General features: G+C 51.2%; 15 protein-coding genes and 2 tRNA genes. 3 read left to right on the top strand and 14 right to left on the bottom strand.

Annotated elements, in window-relative coordinates; all coding sequences use genetic code 11:
* Nucleotides 1–11: 11 nt before the first annotated feature.
* The 12 genes from rbfA to rlmE all read right to left on the bottom strand — a co-directional run bounded on the left by rbfA (nt 12) and on the right by rlmE (nt 11749).
* On the bottom strand, nt 12–401 hold the full coding sequence (rbfA, locus tag BM185_RS11555; RefSeq protein ID WP_091963928.1) for a 30S ribosome-binding factor RbfA: 390 nt from the start codon (nt 399–401) through the stop codon (nt 12–14).
* A gap of 90 nt (nt 402–491) precedes the next feature.
* Nucleotides 492–3137 carry a translation initiation factor IF-2 gene (infB, locus tag BM185_RS11550; protein ID WP_091963794.1) on the bottom strand — a complete coding sequence of 882 codons (2646 nt, stop codon included), beginning with the start codon at nt 3135–3137 and terminating at the stop codon, nt 492–494.
* Between the two features lie 32 nt (nt 3138–3169).
* On the bottom strand, nt 3170–4657 hold the full coding sequence (nusA, locus tag BM185_RS11545) for a transcription termination factor NusA (RefSeq protein WP_091963791.1): 1488 nt from the start codon (nt 4655–4657) through the stop codon (nt 3170–3172).
* Between the two features lie 18 nt (nt 4658–4675).
* Nucleotides 4676–5155, bottom strand: coding sequence for a ribosome maturation factor RimP (gene rimP, locus BM185_RS11540; protein WP_091963788.1), 480 nt, complete (start codon nt 5153–5155; stop codon nt 4676–4678).
* Between the two features lie 142 nt (nt 5156–5297).
* Nucleotides 5298–5374 (bottom strand) — tRNA-Met (locus BM185_RS11535).
* A 58-nt stretch (nt 5375–5432) separates the two neighbouring features.
* Nucleotides 5433–5519 (bottom strand) — tRNA-Leu (locus tag BM185_RS11530).
* A gap of 97 nt (nt 5520–5616) precedes the next feature.
* The gene (gene secG / locus BM185_RS11525) at nt 5617–5952 is read right to left on the bottom strand and encodes a preprotein translocase subunit SecG (protein ID WP_091963785.1); all 336 of its coding nucleotides are present in this window, start codon (nt 5950–5952) and stop codon (nt 5617–5619) included.
* 6 nt (nt 5953–5958) lie between these two features.
* Nucleotides 5959–6705, bottom strand: coding sequence for a triose-phosphate isomerase (gene tpiA / locus BM185_RS11520; protein WP_091963782.1), 747 nt, complete (start codon nt 6703–6705; stop codon nt 5959–5961).
* Nucleotides 6706–6763: 58 nt separating this feature from the next.
* Nucleotides 6764–8104, bottom strand: a complete 1341-nt coding sequence (gene glmM / locus BM185_RS11515; RefSeq protein WP_091963779.1) for a phosphoglucosamine mutase — start codon at nt 8102–8104, stop codon at nt 6764–6766.
* Nucleotides 8105–8120: 16 nt separating this feature from the next.
* The gene (gene folP / locus BM185_RS11510) at nt 8121–8954 is read right to left on the bottom strand and encodes a dihydropteroate synthase (protein WP_091963776.1); all 834 of its coding nucleotides are present in this window, start codon (nt 8952–8954) and stop codon (nt 8121–8123) included.
* A 70-nt stretch (nt 8955–9024) separates the two neighbouring features.
* The gene (gene ftsH, locus BM185_RS11505) at nt 9025–10995 is read right to left on the bottom strand and encodes an ATP-dependent zinc metalloprotease FtsH (RefSeq protein ID WP_091963772.1); all 1971 of its coding nucleotides are present in this window, start codon (nt 10993–10995) and stop codon (nt 9025–9027) included.
* Between the two features lie 133 nt (nt 10996–11128).
* Nucleotides 11129–11749 (bottom strand): 23S rRNA (uridine(2552)-2'-O)-methyltransferase RlmE, encoded by a 621-nt coding sequence (rlmE, locus tag BM185_RS11500; protein WP_091963769.1) that lies wholly within the window; start codon nt 11747–11749, stop codon nt 11129–11131.
* Nucleotides 11750–11868: 119 nt separating this feature from the next.
* On the opposite strand from rlmE, the gene yhbY reads away from it, so the two are divergent.
* The 3 genes from yhbY (at nt 11869) to BM185_RS11485 (ending at nt 14161) form a co-directional block, all read left to right on the top strand.
* On the top strand, nt 11869–12174 hold the full coding sequence (gene yhbY, locus BM185_RS11495; protein WP_091963766.1) for a ribosome assembly RNA-binding protein YhbY: 306 nt from the start codon (nt 11869–11871) through the stop codon (nt 12172–12174).
* Between the two features lie 196 nt (nt 12175–12370).
* Nucleotides 12371–13297, top strand: coding sequence for a lipase family alpha/beta hydrolase (locus BM185_RS11490; protein WP_091963763.1), 927 nt, complete (start codon nt 12371–12373; stop codon nt 13295–13297).
* Between the two features lie 48 nt (nt 13298–13345).
* Entirely contained in the window at nt 13346–14161 is an 816-nt protein-coding gene (locus tag BM185_RS11485) for a lipase secretion chaperone (protein WP_091963759.1), read from the top strand.
* Between the two features lie 41 nt (nt 14162–14202).
* Here the strand turns inward: BM185_RS11485 and greA are convergent, their stop codons facing one another.
* A complete protein-coding gene (gene greA, locus BM185_RS11480) occupies nt 14203–14685 on the bottom strand; it encodes a transcription elongation factor GreA (RefSeq protein ID WP_091963755.1) in 483 nt (160 codons plus the stop codon).
* Entirely contained in the window at nt 14685–17906 is a 3222-nt protein-coding gene (gene carB, locus BM185_RS11475) for a carbamoyl-phosphate synthase large subunit (protein ID WP_091963752.1), read from the bottom strand. Before carB ends, greA begins: the two co-directional genes overlap by 1 nt.
* Nucleotides 17907–17926: the final 20 nt, after the last annotated feature.

Raw genomic sequence — 17926 nt, 5'->3', positions numbered from 1 at the left:
GGTGATAGGCTTCAGCTTTCCTGATCAGGGTTGCGTTTGCGGTCTTCAGCAACAGCCTTTTCAATCAGGCTGCTTAGCTCCTGACCACGACGAACACTTTCGTCATAGTGAAAGCGTAGCTGAGGTACGACGCGCAACTTGATGCTCTGGCCGATACGACCACGTAAAAAACCAGCGGCCTGCTTGAGGATCGCCAGGTTTTCCTGAATCACTTCCTGGCGATCTTCTTTACCCAGCACGGTGACGTAAACATCGGCATATCCCAAATCCTTACTGACTTTGACACCACTGACCGTAATCATGGCATCCAGCCTGGGGTCTTTAACTTCACGCTGAATCATGACGGCCAGTTCGCGTTGAATTTGATCGGCGATCCGGTCTGTACGGCTAAATTCTTTCATAGCAACCTCACTTTGTTGCTGCTGACTAAAATGCAAACAGCCTCACTCCTGAATACCAGAAGGAGGCTGCTGCTTGTCAGTTTTCAGGTATCAGAGACTACGCTCTACCCTAATCTTATCAAAGACTTCGATCTTATCTCCGACCTTGACATCATTGTAGTTCTTCACGCCGATACCACACTCCATGCCATTACGAACCTCATTGGCATCATCCTTGTAGCGGCGCAGTGATTCCAGCTCACCTTCATAGATCACCACGTTGTCTCTCAGGACGCGGATTTTCTTATTACGGTAAACCGTGCCTTCGACCACCATACAGCCAGCAATTTGACCGAGCTTGGGTGACCTGAAGACATCACGAACTTCAGCAATACCGACAATCTCTTCTTTGAACTCAGGTGCCAGCTTACCGGACATCGCCTGCTTGACCTGCTCAATCAGCTCATAAATGATGCTGTAGTAGCGCAAGTCGATGTCTTCACGCTCGATGATCACCTTGGCAGCGGCATCGGCACGTACGTTGAAGCCGATCAAAATAGCATCGGAAGCCAGCGCCAGGTTGGCATCTGTTTCAGTAATCCCGCCAACACCAGAGGAGACCACGTTCACTTTAACCTCATCAGTCTCCAAATCTTTCAGAGCACCAACGATGGCTTCAACAGAACCACGGACATCCGATTTCAGAATGATGTTAACAGTAGCTGTTTTGCCCTGTTCCATCTGATTGAAGACATTTTCCAGCTTGGCTTTTTGCTGGCGGGCCAGCTTCACTTCACGGTATTTGCCTTGGCGGAAAAGAGCCACTTCACGTGCTTTTTTCTCATCCTGAACAACGGTAAATTCATCACCGGCTTCAGGAGTACCATCAAGACCCAGAATTTCAACCGGGATAGATGGGCCAGCTGAGTCTACCTGCTTGCCGTTTTCATCGATCAGTGCTCTTACCCGACCATAATTCAGGCCTGCCAGAACGATATCACCCTTGCTCAGGGTACCGTTTTGAACCAGTACCGTAGCTACAGAACCACGGCCTTTATCCAAGCGGGACTCAACGACCACGCCTTTACCAGGCGCTTCAGGTACAGCGGTCAGTTCCAGAATTTCCGATTGCAACAGGACAGCCTCAAGCAGGTCATCAACACCCATACCGGCTTTAGCTGAAACAGGAACAAAGGGCGTATCACCACCCCAGTCTTCAGGGATAACCTGATGCTGGGAAAGCTCATTCTTAATCCGGTCAGGATCAGCGCCTTCTTTGTCCATTTTGTTAACTGCAACCACCAAAGGCACACCGGCTGCCTTGGCATGCTCAACAGCTTCGATGGTTTGTGGCATAACGCCGTCATCGGCTGCAACCACCAGGATAACGACGTCGGTGGCTTTCGCACCCCTTGCCCGCATTGCAGTAAAGGCTGCGTGGCCCGGTGTATCCAGGAAGGTAACCATGTTGCCGTCACGTGTATCCACATGATAAGCACCGATATGCTGGGTGATGCCACCCGCTTCTGCATCAGCCACTTTGGCACGGCGAATATAGTCAAGTAGCGATGTTTTACCGTGGTCAACGTGACCCATAACGGTAACAACCGGCGCTCGGGTGATGGCTTCACCTTCATAGCTGATGTTGTCCAAAACCTCGTCTTCAATCGCATTTTCTTTTTGAAGCTTGGGTGTGTGGCCCATTTCTTCAACAACGATTGCGGCTGTGTCTTGATCGATGACCTGGTTGATGGTTGCCATGGCACCCATCTTGAACATCACCTTGATGACTTCCGCGCCCTTGATGGCCATGCGGTCAGCCAGATCGGCAACAGTGATGCTTTCAGGAATCAGGACTTCGCGTTTGATCGGTGCCGTGGGTTTTTCAAAGCCATGCTTTTTGGGAGCACCGCCACCCGCACTACGACGACCACCTTTACGCTTTTCATCTTTGTTGCGACGACTCAAGCGGCGATCTTCATGATCTTCATCACGCTTACCACCCTTGCGGCCTCCGGCAGATTTACGGCCACCTGGTTTGCTGTGCTTGGGTTTGTCATCGTCAATTTTGGTATTCTTGGGAAGCTCTACTTCCGGCTCGTCCGTGGCTGTTTCATCAGCACCCACGACGACAGGGTTGGCGCGCGCCTTGCGGGCTTGTTCAGCACGGCGCTTTTCTTCCTGCTTACGCTTTTCACGTTCAGCTTCCGCTTTCTTTTGAGCTTCCAGGTCTTCAGCACTGGCTGCCACAGGTGGCGCTTCTTTAGATTTGCTTTCCTGCTCAGCCTTACGAGCGGCTTCTTCAGCTTCAAGCTGTTTACGAGCCGCTTCTTCAGCCTGACGACGCTCTTCTTCAACTTTTTTGCGCTTGGCTTCTGCTTCTTCTTCCGCCTTTTTCAAGGCTTCAGCTTCGAGTGCTTTACGCTGGGCTTCTTCTGCAGCCTGCTTTTCCTGTTCGCCGTTTTGCTCAACATCGCTGTGCTTAACAAAAGTACGCTTTTTGCGCACTTCAACATTAACGCTTTTACGGCCATCGGTTTTTAGCTGCTGAGTCACTTTACGCGTCATCGTAATTCGTTTGGGCTCGCCTGCACCTGAGTTACGCTTCAGGTATCCCAACAGGGTTTCTTTGTCTTTTTCAGAAACCTTCTCATCCGCACTTTTGTGGCGCAGTCCAGCTTCTTGCATCTGTTCTATAAGACGATCTACAGGTTTACCTATAGCGTCTGCAAAATCTTTAACACTTGTTTCGGCCATTATCCATCTCCTCTAACTAGGACCCGATGCGCTCAAGCTTCGTCTTCAAACCAATGAGCGCGGGCTGCCATGATCAACTTACCTGCACGCTCTTCGGTCATGGCCTCGATATCTATAAGATCATCAATGGATTGCTCGGCAAGATCATCCAGGGTAGTAATTTGTCTACCGGCAAGAATGGAAGCTAAATTGCGATCCATTCCTTCCAGGTTAAGCAGGGCTTCATCAGGCTGGGCATCGGCCAGGGCTTCTTCCGAAGCTATCTCTAGCGTCAGCAATTCATCCTTGGCCCGGCGGCGGAGCTCGTTGACCAGGTCTTCGTCTAAACCATCAATTTCCAGGAATTCTTCAACGGGCACGTAGGCCACTTCTTCCAGACTGGTAAAACCTTCTTCTACTAAAAGGCGAGCCAGATCATCATCGACATCCAAATGCTGAATAAAGAACTGAACCTGGCTATCCATTTCCTGTTCCTGTTTGCCAACCGCTTCTTCCTCGGTCATGACATTCAGGCGCCAACCCGTCAATTCGCGGGCCAATTTGACATTCTGACCACTGCGCCCGATGGCCTGGGCCAGATTGTCTTCAGCAACAGCCACATCCATGGAGTGGGCATCTTCATCAACGATGATGGAAGCCACATCAGCCGGTGCCATTGCATTAATAACCAGTTGTGCAGGGTTGTCATCCCAAAGCACGATATCAACGCGTTCGTTGTGCAGTTCAGTGGATACAGCCTGAACACGCGAGCCACGCATACCAACACAAGCACCGACGGGATCAATTCGACGGTCATTGGTTTTAACGGCAATTTTGGCTCGTGAGCCAGGATCACGCGCTGCACCACGGATTTCTATCAACTGCTCTGAAATCTCAGGTACTTCAATTTTAAACAGCTCGATGATCATTTCCGGGCAGGTGCGTGACAAGATCAGCTGAGGGCCACGATTGTTGGGGTTAACTTCCAACAAAATAGCTCTCACCCGGTCATTCATGCGAAATTTTTCACCAGGGATCATTTCATGGCGCGCCATATAGGCTTCAGCATTACCGCCCAGGTCAACGATGACGCCATCACGAGTTGTCTTCTTAACCAGGCCTGAAACCAATTGGCCCTGTTGCTCATAGTACTGGCGCACAACTTCAGCACGCTCGGCTTCACGAACCTTCTGTACAATAACCTGCTTGGCCGTCTGCGCCGCGATACGCCCAAATTCAATGGACTCAATTTCTTCTTCGCGCACATCACCAACGACCAGGCCTTGTTCTTTGGCTTCGGAGGCTGGAATTTCACAGTCAGGATCGGTGTAGTCTTCGTCATCAACAACAGTCCAGCGACGATAGCTGTCGTAGCCGCCAGTTTTGCGATCGATGCTGACACGAATATCCACACCCTCTTCAACGAAGCGCTTTTTTGTTGCACTGGCAAGTGCTGCTTCTATCGCCTCGAAAATGGTGTCCTTGGGTACGCCTTTTTCGTTGGAGACGGCATCCACGACTAACAGTATTTCTTTACTCATGCCTAGGCCTCTTGAAAACTATCCCTGGTTTTTCTTTTGCTGATTCAGGACAGGTTTAATTCGTGCCTGATCAATCGTTTCCAGTGGAAAACAAAATTCTTCATCATCAACCTGGATGATGACCTCATCTTCTTCTACGCCTTTTAGCAGGCCGGTATATTTACGCTGACCTTCATAGGCTAATCTTAGCTTGATTTGTACCTGTTCACCGGCACAGCGCCGATAGTGGTCAAGCTTGAATAGTGGACGATCCATACCGGGCGAGGACACTTCAAGTGTATATTCACCGGAGATGGGATCTTCAACGTCCATCAGGGCACTGACTTGCCGACTGACCAGCGCACAATCTTCGACACTGATGCCTGCATCACTGTCAATATAGATGCGTAAAAGGGTGTGACGCCCACTGCCCGTAAGCTCCAGGCCCCAAAATTCAAAATTCAGGGACTGAACGACGGGCTCTATGAGCTGTTCAAGTAGTTTATCTTTACTTGCCACGGAAAAGCTCCAGCTATCTGCCTAGGCAGACGGATAATCACCAGGCCGGAAAACTTCGAAGGATGGTTGTAAGGCACCGCCAGCGCGAAGACTTTTTCGACCTAACAAAAAGCCCCTTAAAAAAGGGGCTTCTGATAAATCTTGGTAGCGGGGGCCGGATTTGAACCGACGACCTTCGGGTTATGAGCCCGACGAGCTACCAGGCTGCTCCACCCCGCATCAGAGGAAAGTACTATACAGATAGAGTCAGTTAAGGTCAACCTAACTCTTTACAACTTGGTGCCGAAGGCGGGACTTGAACCCGCACGACCCTAAGGCCACCACCCCCTCAAGATGGCGTGTCTACCAATTCCACCACTTCGGCTTTATCACTTCTGCCCTTGCTGAAAAATGCTTGTCTGCAAAGGCGGGCAAATAATAGAGGGGCAGCCTCAAGTTGGCAACCCCCTAAGCAAAAAAAACTAGTCCTGACGGCGGCCTTCAGGCTCATCATCCAGCAATGGCAACTGGTCACGACTAAACTCTTCAATCACTTCATCAGAAGGCAGACCACGATCTGGAGAATGCTGCTGAGTAGCCATAAACGCCAAAAGCAGACTAGTCGCAAAAAAAGCAGCGGCCAACCAGGCGGTCATGCTACCCAGAAAACCAAAGGGACCAAGACTACCGAAAACAGTGTTAGAGGCACCACCACCAAAGGAGGCGCCCGCTTCTGCGCCCTTGCCTTGCTGCATCAGGATCAGGACCACCAAACCTACAGCCAGAATTACATGAATACCCAATACCAAACTTTGCATAGTTAATTAACTCGCTGCGTGTCCAATTGCTAAAAACTGGCTGGCATTCAGTGATGCCCCACCAATTAACCCACCATCAATATCTGGCATCGCAAACAGGGATGCCGCATTTTCGGCCTTGACACTGCCCCCATAGAGCAGCTGAATTCTTGCTGCCTGCTGTTGATCCTGTTCAGCCAGCGCTTTGCGAATCAGACTGTGAACTTCCTGCGCCTGATCAGGTGTCGCGGTCAGTCCGCTACCTATTGCCCAGACGGGCTCATAAGCAAATATTAGCTGACCCAGCTGCTCAGAGCTCAACTGGGTTGCTACTGCTTGCACTTGACGCAGCACCACTTCGGCTGTCTGACCAGCTTGCTTTTCTTCCAGCGTTTCACCGACACAAACCACAGGCTTCAGGCCTGCAGCCAGGGCTTGCTTAACCTTTGCCAAAACCAGGGCGTCACCCTCAGCCTGGTAGTGGCGGCGTTCTGAGTGGCCCAGAATAACATGGCTAACACCCATTTCGGCCAGCATCTCTGCCGCTACTTCACCTGTGTAGGCACCTACTGGTGTTGCAGCGCAGTCTTGTGCACCTAAGAAGACTCCACTGGATTTAAGCAAATCCGCTGCCGCCGCCAAATAAGGGAAAGGCGGACAGACCAGCAGCTGGCAGGACAAACCCTTTTCTTGGCTGACTGGTTCGAGCAAGGATTTCAGCAAATCAAAGCTGCCATTCATTTTCCAGTTACCGGCCACCAGCTTTTGTCGCATGCAGTCTTCCACTCAGTTTATTCAAGGGCGGGAATTCTATTAAAAAAGCGCGCCAACCTCAACCTGCAATCTGTGAGATAAGTGCAGCGATTTCCTCGGCGAGGCTCTGCACCTCTTCCTGCTCTTCGCCTTCCACCATAACTCTGAGCAGCGGCTCAGTGCCTGAAGGCCTGAGCAGTACCCGGCCCCGCCCTGCCAGCTGCTTTTCGGTTTCTTCAATCTTGCTCAGGATTTGTGGGTGACGAAGTAATGCTTCCTTGTTATTTCCGGTACGCACATTAACCAAAGACTGGGGCATTTTTTTGAGCGAGTGCAGCCAAGCATCCAGGGTTTTTCCACTTTCCTGGATCGCTTGCAATACCTGAAGTGCGGCTACGATGCCATCGCCCGTGGACTGTACATGCCTGCAAATCAAGTGTCCGGAACCCTCGCCACCTAAAAGCCACTTTCTGCTTTGCAGCTCGGCCATCACGTAGCGGTCACCAACCTGAGCGCGCACGAAGGGGATCCCCATTTCTTTAAGGGCCAGTTCGATGCCCAAATTGGTCATCAGCGTACCGACCACACCACCATCAAGAAGCCCCTGGTTTTGCATATGGCTGGCGAGTATATACAGCAGATCATCACCATCGGCCAGCTTGCCGGTCGAGGTCACCATCACCACCCTATCGCCATCGCCATCAAAAGCAATGCCCAGGTCTGCACCGACTTCTATTACCTTGGCTTGAAGGGCCAAAGGCTTGGTTGACCCGCTTTCCTTGTTAATATTTAAGCCGTCAGGCTGAGCACCGATCATGATCACTTCAGCACCCAGTTCTTCAAAAACTGCTGGGGCGATGTGATAGGTTGCCCCATGAGCGGCATCAACAACCATTTTCATACCCGCAAGGCTGGCACTAAAAGGCAGGGTGTTTTTGCAAAATTCGATATAGCGACCCGCTGCATCATCAATCCGTTTTGCCTTACCCAGCAGTGCAGGCGCTACAGTTTCCAAAGGCTTGTCCAGCCACTCTTCAATTTCCATTTCCACTTCGTCAGGCAGTTTTTCACCATTGCCCGAGAAAAATTTAATGCCGTTGTCTTCGAACGGATTGTGCGAAGCGCTAATGACAATACCTGCGTCAGCATGGAAGGTTTGGGTTAAGTAGGCGATTCCCGGGGTTGGCATCGGTCCCAACAGAAAAACATCAACACCGGCCGACGAGAGTCCCGCTTCCAGTGCTGACTCCAGCATATAGCCCGAAAGGCGAGTATCCTTGCCGATTAAAATGCGCTTCTTACCCTGACGTGCAAAGACCTTGCCTGCAGCCCAGCCCAATTTAAGAATAAAATCGGCTGTTATGGGGTGTTCACCCACGCGTCCACGAATACCATCGGTTCCAAAGTATTGTCTTGCCATCTTCTTATTATCCTAATCAAATCTCTGCATTGAGCATTGCCTGCCAAACAGCCAGGGAGTCTTTCATGCCAGCCACATCATGTACGCGCAGAATTTTGGCACCCTTCTGGGCAGCCAGCAAATGTACCGCATAACTCGCCGCTTGGCGCTCATGAACCTCCCGGCCGGTTATTTCACCCAGCATACGTTTGCGCGAAAGACCCACCAAAAGGGGCAGCTGCAGCTCAAGCAAGGTGCCCAGGTTATTTAAAAGGGCTAAATTATGCTTGAGTAGTTTGGCAAATCCAAACCCAGGATCCAGTAACAGTGCAGAACGCTGAATACCTGCCTGCTCACAAGCAGTGATCCGTTCGTTTAAAAAGTCAGTAATTTCTTGCAAGAGGTCATCATAGTGAGCTTCCTGCTGCATAAACCCTGGCTCACCTTTCATGTGCATCAAGCAAACGGGCAAGCCTGTTTTAGCGGCTGCCTGCAAAGCACCCGGGCGACGCAATGCCCTGACATCATTAATTAAATCCGCACCCAGGCGAGCAGCTTCTGTCATCACTTCCGGGGTACTGGTGTCTATTGATATCCAGCTGGATGTTTCTTTGCGCAGCGCTTCAAGAACAGGTAGTACTCGATCCATTTCTTCCTGAACACTGACCTTGGCAGCTCCTGGACGTGTTGATTCACCGCCCAGATCAAGCAAGTCGGCACCTTCCTTCTCTAGCCTAAGTGCATGCTCCAGGGCAGCATCAACCCCTTGAAGACGCCCACCATCTGAAAAGGAATCAGGTGTTAAATTAACGATACCCATGATTCGGGGCTCGGTTAAATCGAGCACCCGCTTGGTATTTTTTAACTGCATCTATTGCTAAGCCCTTAAAATCTGAATTAAAAAAACCCCGCCGAGCGGGGTTTTGAAAGCTAGAAGCAGATCAGTGAACTGAACCGCCCAAGGGGTCTCCGGGCTTACGGCCGGGTGATTCTTGGCTATCTGCATCCTCAGAAGTCTCTTCATCCTCACCGGATAGATGCCCTTCATCAGTGGTCGCACCGCCCTGACCATTGCCCCAATCTTTGGGTGGTCCAGGCGGACGTCCATCCATAATTTCTGTAATCTGATGGGAGTCGATGGTTTCATATTCCATCAGCGCATCTTTCATCAGTTCCATTTTATCGCGATTTTCTTCGAGAATGCGGGTTGCTTCTGCATAGCAGTCATCAAGGATTTTACGTACCTCTGCATCCAGCAGCTCAGCAGTTTCTTCACTGATGTGAGCTCTTTGACCCATGCCTTGACCGGCACCAACAAAAATCTCACCTTCATCTTCACTGTAGAGCACAGGCCCGGCTTTATCCGACAAGCCCCACTTGGTCACCATGTTGCGGGCCATCTTGGTTGCCTGCTGAATATCATTCTGGGCACCTGTAGAAACCCAATCCGCACCATAGAACATTTCTTCGGCAATACGCCCGCCATAGGCTGAAGTTATTCGGCTCAGCAGGTAGCGTTTGCTGTAGGAAATCCGATCTTCTTCCGGCAGGAACATGGTCACACCCAGAGCACGCCCACGAGGAATGATCGATACCTTATAGACAGGATCATGGGCAGGCAGCAGTCGACCCAGAATGGCATGGCCGGCTTCATGGTAGGCCGTCATGATCTTATCTTTATCCGTCATCACCATGGATTTACGCTCGGCACCCATCATGATTTTGTCTTTGGCTTTTTCAAACTCTTCCATGCCCACCAGGCGACGGTTGTTCCGAGCCGCGAAGAGTGCAGCCTCATTAACCAGGTTGGCCAGATCAGCCCCTGAGAAGCCGGGCGTACCCCGAGCAATCAGTGACGCCTTAACATCGTCAGCCAAGGGCACTTTGCGCATGTGAACATCCAAAATCTGCTCACGACCACGAATATCTGGCAGCCCCACGACGACCTGGCGGTCAAAACGGCCAGGGCGCAGAAGCGCGGAGTCCAGGACATCGGGACGGTTGGTTGCTGCAATTACGATAATACCGTCGTTAGGATCAAAACCATCCATTTCAACCAGCAACTGGTTCAGTGTTTGCTCGCGCTCATCATGACCACCGCCCATGCCGGCACCACGCTGACGGCCAACCGCATCTATTTCATCAATAAAGATGATACAGGGTGACTGCTTCTTGGCTTGCTCAAACATATCGCGTACACGAGAAGCACCCACACCAACAAACATTTCGACAAAGTCAGAGCCGGAAATCGTAAAGAAAGGCACCTTGGCTTCGCCTGCAACAGCCTTGGCCAGCAGGGTTTTACCTGTACCTGGGCTACCGACCATTAGAACACCACGAGGAATCTTGCCCCCCAGACGCTGGAATTTGCCGGGGTCTTTCAGGAAGTCAACCAGCTCTTTAACGTCTTCCTTGGCTTCATCACAGCCTGCCACATCGGCAAAGGTGGTTTTGATTTGGTCTTGGCTTAACAAACGCGCCTTGGATTTACCAAAGCTCATAGGACCGCCGCGGCCACCGCCGCCGCCACCCTGCATTTGGCGCATAAAGAAGATAAAAATAGCCAAGATCAGCAGAATCGGGAAGCTGGCAATCAGCAGACGCGTCCAGATGCTCTGGGTTTCAGGCTTACGCCCTTCAACCAGCACTTCATTGCTCAGCAAGTCATCCATCAAGCGAGGATCTTCAGCTGCTGGGCGAATGGTCTGAAAACGACTTCCATCCGCTCTTTCGCCCTCAATTTCATAGCCGTCAATAACGACTTTTCTCACTTGTTGCTGCTGTACTTCCTGCACAAATTGGGAGTAGGTAATAGCATTGGTCTGAGGCTCAACGTTGAAATTGTTGAAAACCGTCAGCAGAACTGCAGCTATAACCAGCCACAGAATGAGATTTTTCGCCATATCGTTCAAGGCAACGCCCTCTTGTTAACTTGCCTGCCGGGTAGATCTTATATACCTATACTACAGGAATTCATGTCTCAGACCGAATAAAACCCGATCCTGTTCCATTTATCTTTTGTATCAATGCGATTTATTTTCCTGCTTAGCCCTTAAAGCCTCTGGCCAGAAGATAGACTTCACGTGATCGTGCCCTTGAAGCCTTGGGCTTGCGAGTCAACACCTGCTTGAAGTTTCCCTTAAGCAATTTTAGGTAGTCGTCATAGCCTTCTCCCTGAAAGACCTTAGCCAGATAATCCCCGCCTGGCCTAAGTACCTGCTGGGCAAGATCAACCGCCAACTCAACCAAGTACATCGCCTTGGGCTGATCTATCGCATTCATACCACTAAGGTTAGGGGCCATGTCGGAAATAACAAGGTCAGCCAAATTTTTTTCCATGGCCAGCAAAATGCTGTCCAGCACTTCGTCTTCAGTAAAGTCGCCCTGAATAAAGTCGACATCCGGCAAGGCATCCATCGGCAAAATATCGGATGCAATAATTTTACCCTGCCCCTTCAAGCGCTCAGAAACCAACTGTGACCAACCACCTGGGGCACTACCCAGATCAATCACTGTCATTCCGGGCCTCAGCAAACGGTCTTTATCATCAATTTCTGCCAGCTTGTAGGCCGCACGTGAGCGGTAGCCATCCTTTTGGGCTTGTTGAACCCAGTGATCATCAACATGTTCTTTTAGCCAGGCAGCACTGGTTTTGGAGCGGGCCACAAATACCTCTAAAACTTGCTGAAAGGTTTGCTTCTGGGGGATGACCCAGACAGCGACTCAGTCTAGAATAGTCATTGGCGGGCACTGCCCAACCCTGACTAGAAGCAGAGTAGATTAACATGAGCCTTAAAGGCGCACAAAAGAAAGAACTGAGAGCCATCGGCCACGCCCTCAATCCCGTTGTTTTGGTTGGCGAAGAAGGGCTTTCTGAAGGCGTGATCAAAGAAGCTGAGCGCGCCCTAGAAGACCACGAACTGATCAAAATTCGTTTTGTTGGTGAACGTGATGAGCGTGCTGAAATGATCGCCGACCTGGCCAAAAAACTGGATGCTGAAGTAGTGCAAACCATTGGCAAAATTGGCCTCTACTACCGGCCAGCGCGCAAGCCCAATCCCAAGCTCTCCAACCTTCTCCGTCACAGCTAAGAAATCTCTGATTAACTCTTAACCTCTTTACAAATAAACAGTTACCGGATCCGTCCGGTGACTGTTTATGCTTATAAAAAAATAATCATTCAATCGGATGATTCAAACACTTGTATCATGCCTTGTTTTGTACTAATTATTACCCCTGGATCTTGGATCCATCCCGTAATAACAATGACAAAAATAAGGAAAATTCATGAAATTCTATAAAAACTTCTGCCTGGCAGCGGCATTGAGTCTGTCTTTTGCATCAGCTCCACTGATGGCTAGCTATACGCAAACTCAGCACCCCATCGTCTTAGTACATGGTGTTATGGGCTTTGATGATATTGGCGGTCTGGTCAATTACTTTCATACCATCCCCTGGCACCTGGAACGCAGCGGTGCCACGGTCAAGGTCGCCAATGTTTCTTTCGTTAACAGCAGCCAAGAACGCGGCCAACAACTGGCTAACCAGCTAGAAAACTGGGGCGCGGAAAAATACCATCTGTTCGGACATAGCCAGGGGGCACCCACTTCACGCTATGCGGCCCACCTGAGTCCAGAAAGAGTAGCCTCGGTCACCAGCATCAATGGCGTGAACAAGGGCTCCGCCGTTGCCGATTTGCTGCGCGGCCAACTCAACCCTGAAAGCCTTCCTGAAAATCTTCTTGATCAGATTGCTGTTTCTCTGGGCCAGTTGATGAATTTTTTTACCGGACAAAGCCATACTCAGGATGGTATAGCGGCCATGGAAACCTTGACCACTCAGGGTAGTCTGGCACTGAACGATGAAACCGGCTGGAAGGGCTTGAACCCCAATGGCTGCACCGGAGGCGCGCATCAAGCCACAGTTGCAGGCCACACCCAACATTATTTTTCCTGGACAGGCCGCGGCACACTAACTAATCTTCTGGATCCCAGTGATGGACCCTTAGCGATCACTGGCTTGGTTTTTGCTGGTGAACAGAATGATGGTCTGGTCAGTGTTTGTTCTCAAAAATTTGGCCAGGTCCTTGCCAACTATAACCACAGCAACCATTTGGATGCAGTCAACCATCTCTTTGGTATTCGCTCCTTGTGGCACAACCCGGTCACGCCCTATCGGACTCATGCCAACCGTCTGAAAAATCTCGGACTTTAATACCTGTTGCAGGGGGCAACCCCTGCAGCTTCTTTCCGGAGTCTTTCTATGACAAAAACCCTGTCTTTCCTTGCCGTTATCGCCCTGAGCTTTAGCATCTGGTCAGCACTGAACAACAAGGTGTCCAGCAGCACTTCTGTAGTAGAAGTTTCAGCAGCTGCCCCGGACACTCAAACGGCCTCATCTGTAGTTGCTGACGATCAGTCAGCAATGACCCAGAAGCCAGCCCAGACAGCCAACACTGAAAGCAATCAGGACGCTATTCACTATCAAACTCCGATGCAAAGCGACCAACTTGAATTGCTTCCTGTGCTTGAAGGAACAGGCATAGATGGTTTTCTAGCTGCCACTGAGGCCGGTGAGCTAGTGATCAGTTTACAAACTCGTGATTTTTTTGATTACTTCTTAAGTCAGGCCAATTTACTGGAAGATCCTTGGCAAAGTATTGAACAAATCCATCTGCTGGCCGAGCAGCATCTACCCGCCCAGGCTGCTGAAGAAGCCAAGCAACTGCTGGATGCGTATTTAGGCTATCAGGAGCTGGCCTACCAGTATTTATCTCAGCCCTTGGCTCCCGCGCAGGAACAAACGCCCGAATATAAGATTCATGTTTTGGAAGCAGCCCAGCAGGAATTAATGCGCTTAAGACGCCAGGTCTTTGAGCCCCCTGTCGTCGATGCTTTTTTTGGAATGGAAGAGGCCTATACCGACTTTGCTCTGACGCGTTTGACACTCATGCACGACCCTTATCTTGAGCCTCAAGAAAAGGAAGCCGCTCTACAAAAGGCTGCTGCCAAACTTCCTGCTGAACTGAGAAATAGTGAAGCGCGTCACCGTGAACAGCTCCAAGCTCTTGTCGAATAAAAAAACCCGCCTAGCGGCGGGTTTTCAGGCACAAACTAAAATTAGCCTTGGCCGTAGATCACATCACTGATTTCATATTCCACTTCACCGCGTGGCGTTTTCACCACCGCTACATCACCTTCTTCCTTGCCGATCAGGGCACGGGCAATTGGAGAGGTAAAGGAAATCTTGTTAATCTTGAGGTCAGCCTCATCTTCACCGACGATGGTGTAGCTGACTTCTTCATCGGTATCCAGGTTAAGAAGCTCGACGGTGACACCGAAAACCACCTTACCGGTTTTCGGCAACTGACTGACATCAATCACCTGGGCATTACCCAACTTGCCTTCGATTTCCTGAATCCGACCTTCAATGAAACCCTGCTCTTCACGCGCTGCGTGGTATTCAGCATTTTCCTTCAGGTCACCATGCTCGCGTGCTTCGGCGATGGCCTCAATTACTCGGGGGCGCTTCACGGTTTTCAGTTCTTCCAACTCTTCGCGCAGGCGCTTTTCACCCTGCACAGTCATAGGGCTTTTTTGCATCAGACTTCTCCTGCGTGCAACTTCTGTAGACGGCGAACCTGGATATTCATGCCATATTCCAGCGCCTGACAAAGTGCAGCGGCACCGGCCAGGGTCGTGGTGTAGGGCACCTTGTGTTGCAGGGCCGCGCGACGAATACCGGAGGAATCGGCAATCGCCTGACGTCCTTCTGTGGTGTTGACGATGTAAACGATTTCGTCGTTCTTGACCTTGTCCACTATATGAGGTCGGCCTTCAGCTACCTTGTTGACCACTTCTGCTTCAAAGCCAGCCGCCTTGAGCACCGCCGCCGTACCACTGGTCGCCACCAGGTTGTAACCCAGCTTGGTCAGAGAGGCGGCAACACCCACAATGGCTTTTTTATCGGCTTCGCGAACGGACAAGAAAGCCTTGCCGCCTGCCTTGGGCATTTTTTCACCCGCACCCAATTGCGCCTTGAGGAAGGCTTCCGCAAAGGTGGTGCCGCTGCCCATGACTTCACCGGTGGATTTCATTTCCGGGCCGAGAATTGGGTCCACCCCCTGGAACTTGTTGAAGGGGAAGACCGCTTCCTTAACGCTGTAGAAGGGCGGAATAATTTCCTTTTCAAAACCCTGATCCTTCAGACTGGTGCCCGCCATACAGCGTGCTGCCACCTGGGCCAAAGAAGTACCGATACACTTGGACACAAAAGGTACGGTCCGTGAGGCCCGAGGATTCACTTCAATAATATAAATTTCACCATCCTGCCAGGCCAACTGCACGTTCATCAGGCCGACAACGCCCAGTTCACGCGCCATCTGGGCAATCATCACCCGCATCTGATCCTGCACTTCCGGTGGCAGGGAATAGGGTGGCAAAGAACAGGCCGAATCACCCGAGTGAACCCCAGCCTGCTCGATGTGCTGCATGATGCCGCCGATCACCACATCCTTGCCGTCGCTGACTGCATCGACATCAATTTCAATCGCAGCGTTCAGAAAGTGATCCAGCAGCACTGGGCTGTCATTGGAAACCTTCACAGCACTGGTCATGTAGCGTTCCAGCTCATCGGAACCATAAACGATTTCCATGGCACGACCACCCAGCACATAGGAGGGACGCACTACCAGTGGATAACCGATGGCTTCAGCCTTGGCCAGGGCTTCATCAAAGCTGCGCGCCGTGGCATTGGGTGGCTGCTTGAGCCCCAGCTTTTCAATCATCTGCTGGAAGCGCTCACGGTCTTCGGCGCGATCAATCGCATCCGGGGTGGTGCCAATAATGGGCACACCGGCCGCTTCCAGATCCCGCGCCAGCTTCAGCGGCGTTTGCCCACCAAACTGGACAATTACGCCTTTTGGCTGCTCTTTATGTACAATTTCCAGCACATCTTCCAGGGTCACCGGCTCAAAATAGAGGCGATCCGAGGTGTCATAATCCGTAGAAACTGTTTCCGGGTTGCAGTTCACCATGATGGTTTCATAGCCGTCATCGCGCATGGCAAAAGCCGCATGCACACAACAGTAGTCAAACTCAATGCCCTGACCGATGCGATTGGGGCCGCCACCCAGCACCATGATTTTGTCGCGGGACGAAGGTTCGGCCTCACACTCTTCTTCATAGGTGGAGTACATGTAAGCGGTACTGGTCGCAAACTCGGCTGCACAGGTATCTACGCGCTTGTAAGTCGGGCGCACTTTTAACTGGTGACGCAGTTTGCGGAAGGAGGCTTCAGAGACACCCAACAGCTGGGCCAGACGCGCATCGGAGAAGCCCTTGCGCTTGAGGCGATACACCAGCTCGTAATCCAGATCACCAAAAGCGGTTTTTGCGACCTGATCTTCCAACTGAATCAATTCCTGCAACTGCACCAGATACCAGGGATCAACATTGGTCAGGCGGAAGACGTCTTCCAGGCTCATGCCGGAGCGGAAGGCATCAGCGATATACCAGATGCGGTCAGCACCTGGGTTCAACAGCTCGCGTTTGAGCAGATTGCGAGCTTCGTCATCCCACTTCTCAATTTTCGGGTCCAGACCATTGGCACCCACTTCCAGACCACGCAGGGCTTTCTGTAGGGATTCCTGGAAGGTGCGACCGATGGCCATGACTTCACCCACCGACTTCATCTGGGTGGTCAGGCGGTCATTGGCCTGAGGGAATTTTTCAAAGGTAAAACGTGGAATCTTGGTAACCACGTAGTCAATGGAGGGCTCAAAAGATGCTGGCGTGGCCCCCCCGGTAATATCATTCTGCAGCTCATCCAGGGTATAGCCCACCGCCAGTTTGGCCGCGATCTTGGCAATCGGGAAACCGGTCGCCTTGGAAGCCAGCGCCGAAGAACGACTGACCCGGGGGTTCATTTCAATAACGACCATCCGTCCGTTATCAGGGTTGATACCAAACTGAACGTTGGAGCCACCGGTTTCCACACCAATTTCCCGCAACACCGCCAGGGAAGCATTACGCATCAACTGGTATTCCTTGTCGGTCAGAGTTTGCGCAGGCGCAACGGTGATGGAATCACCAGTATGTACACCCATGGCATCAAAATTTTCAATGGCACAGACAATAATGCAGTTGTCATTCTTGTCGCGCACCACTTCCATTTCATATTCTTTCCAGCCAATCAGAGATTCATCGATCAGCAGCTCTTTAGTGGGCGAAAGATCCAACCCACGCAGACAGATTTCTTCAAACTCTTCCTTGTTATATGCAATACCGCCACCTGAGCCGCCCATGGTGAAAGAAGGACGAATAATGCAGGGAAAGCCCAGTTCCGCCTGAACCTGCCAGGCTTCTTCCATGCTATGCGCCATGGAAGCCTTGGGACACTCCAGGCCGATTTTCTTCATCGCTTTGTCAAAACGATCCCGGTCTTCCGCCTTATCGATGGTGTCGGCATTGGCACCAATCATTTCCACGCCGTATTTTTCCAGAACGCCGTGCTTCTCCAGATCCAGAGCACAGTTAAGTGCCGTCTGCCCGCCCATGGTTGGCAAAACCGCGTCAGGGCGCTCTTTTTCAATAATTTTTTCTACCACATCCCAGAGAATGGGTTCGATGTAGGTGGCATCGGCCATCACCGGATCGGTCATGATGGTCGCCGGGTTGGAGTTGACCAGAATGACCCGGTAGCCTTCTTCACGCAGGGCTTTACAGGCCTGAGCACCGGAGTAGTCGAATTCACAGGCCTGACCGATGACGATAGGGCCAGCGCCCAAAATAAGAATGCTGTTGATATCTGTGCGTTTTGGCATGACTGTCTCTGTTGTCTCTA

Source organism: Marinospirillum celere, assembly GCF_900112235.1.
GTDB lineage: Bacteria > Pseudomonadota > Gammaproteobacteria > Pseudomonadales > Halomonadaceae > Marinospirillum > Marinospirillum celere.
The sequence above is the reverse complement of the archived record's forward strand: the minus strand, read 5'-3'. Positions and strand labels throughout refer to the sequence as shown.

Bases quoted from the DNA above. Each gene is read 5' to 3' on its own strand.
- rbfA (WP_091963928.1), bottom strand. From the start codon at position 401: ATGAAAGAATTTAGCCGTACAGACCGGATCGCCGATCAAATTCAACGC.
- infB (WP_091963794.1), bottom strand. From the start codon at position 3,137: ATGGCCGAAACAAGTGTTAAAGATTTTGCAGACGCTATAGGTAAACCT.
- nusA (WP_091963791.1), bottom strand. From the start codon at position 4,657: ATGAGTAAAGAAATACTGTTAGTCGTGGATGCCGTCTCCAACGAAAAA.
- secG (WP_091963785.1), bottom strand. From the start codon at position 5,952: ATGCAAAGTTTGGTATTGGGTATTCATGTAATTCTGGCTGTAGGTTTG.
- tpiA (WP_091963782.1), bottom strand. From the start codon at position 6,705: ATGCGACAAAAGCTGGTGGCCGGTAACTGGAAAATGAATGGCAGCTTT.
- glmM (WP_091963779.1), bottom strand. From the start codon at position 8,104: ATGGCAAGACAATACTTTGGAACCGATGGTATTCGTGGACGCGTGGGT.
- folP (WP_091963776.1), bottom strand. From the start codon at position 8,954: ATGCAGTTAAAAAATACCAAGCGGGTGCTCGATTTAACCGAGCCCCGA.
- yhbY (WP_091963766.1), top strand. From the start codon at position 11,869: ATGAGCCTTAAAGGCGCACAAAAGAAAGAACTGAGAGCCATCGGCCAC.
- BM185_RS11490 (WP_091963763.1), top strand. From the start codon at position 12,371: ATGAAATTCTATAAAAACTTCTGCCTGGCAGCGGCATTGAGTCTGTCT.
- BM185_RS11485 (WP_091963759.1), top strand. From the start codon at position 13,346: ATGACAAAAACCCTGTCTTTCCTTGCCGTTATCGCCCTGAGCTTTAGC.
- greA (WP_091963755.1), bottom strand. From the start codon at position 14,685: ATGCAAAAAAGCCCTATGACTGTGCAGGGTGAAAAGCGCCTGCGCGAA.
- carB (WP_091963752.1), bottom strand. From the start codon at position 17,906: ATGCCAAAACGCACAGATATCAACAGCATTCTTATTTTGGGCGCTGGC.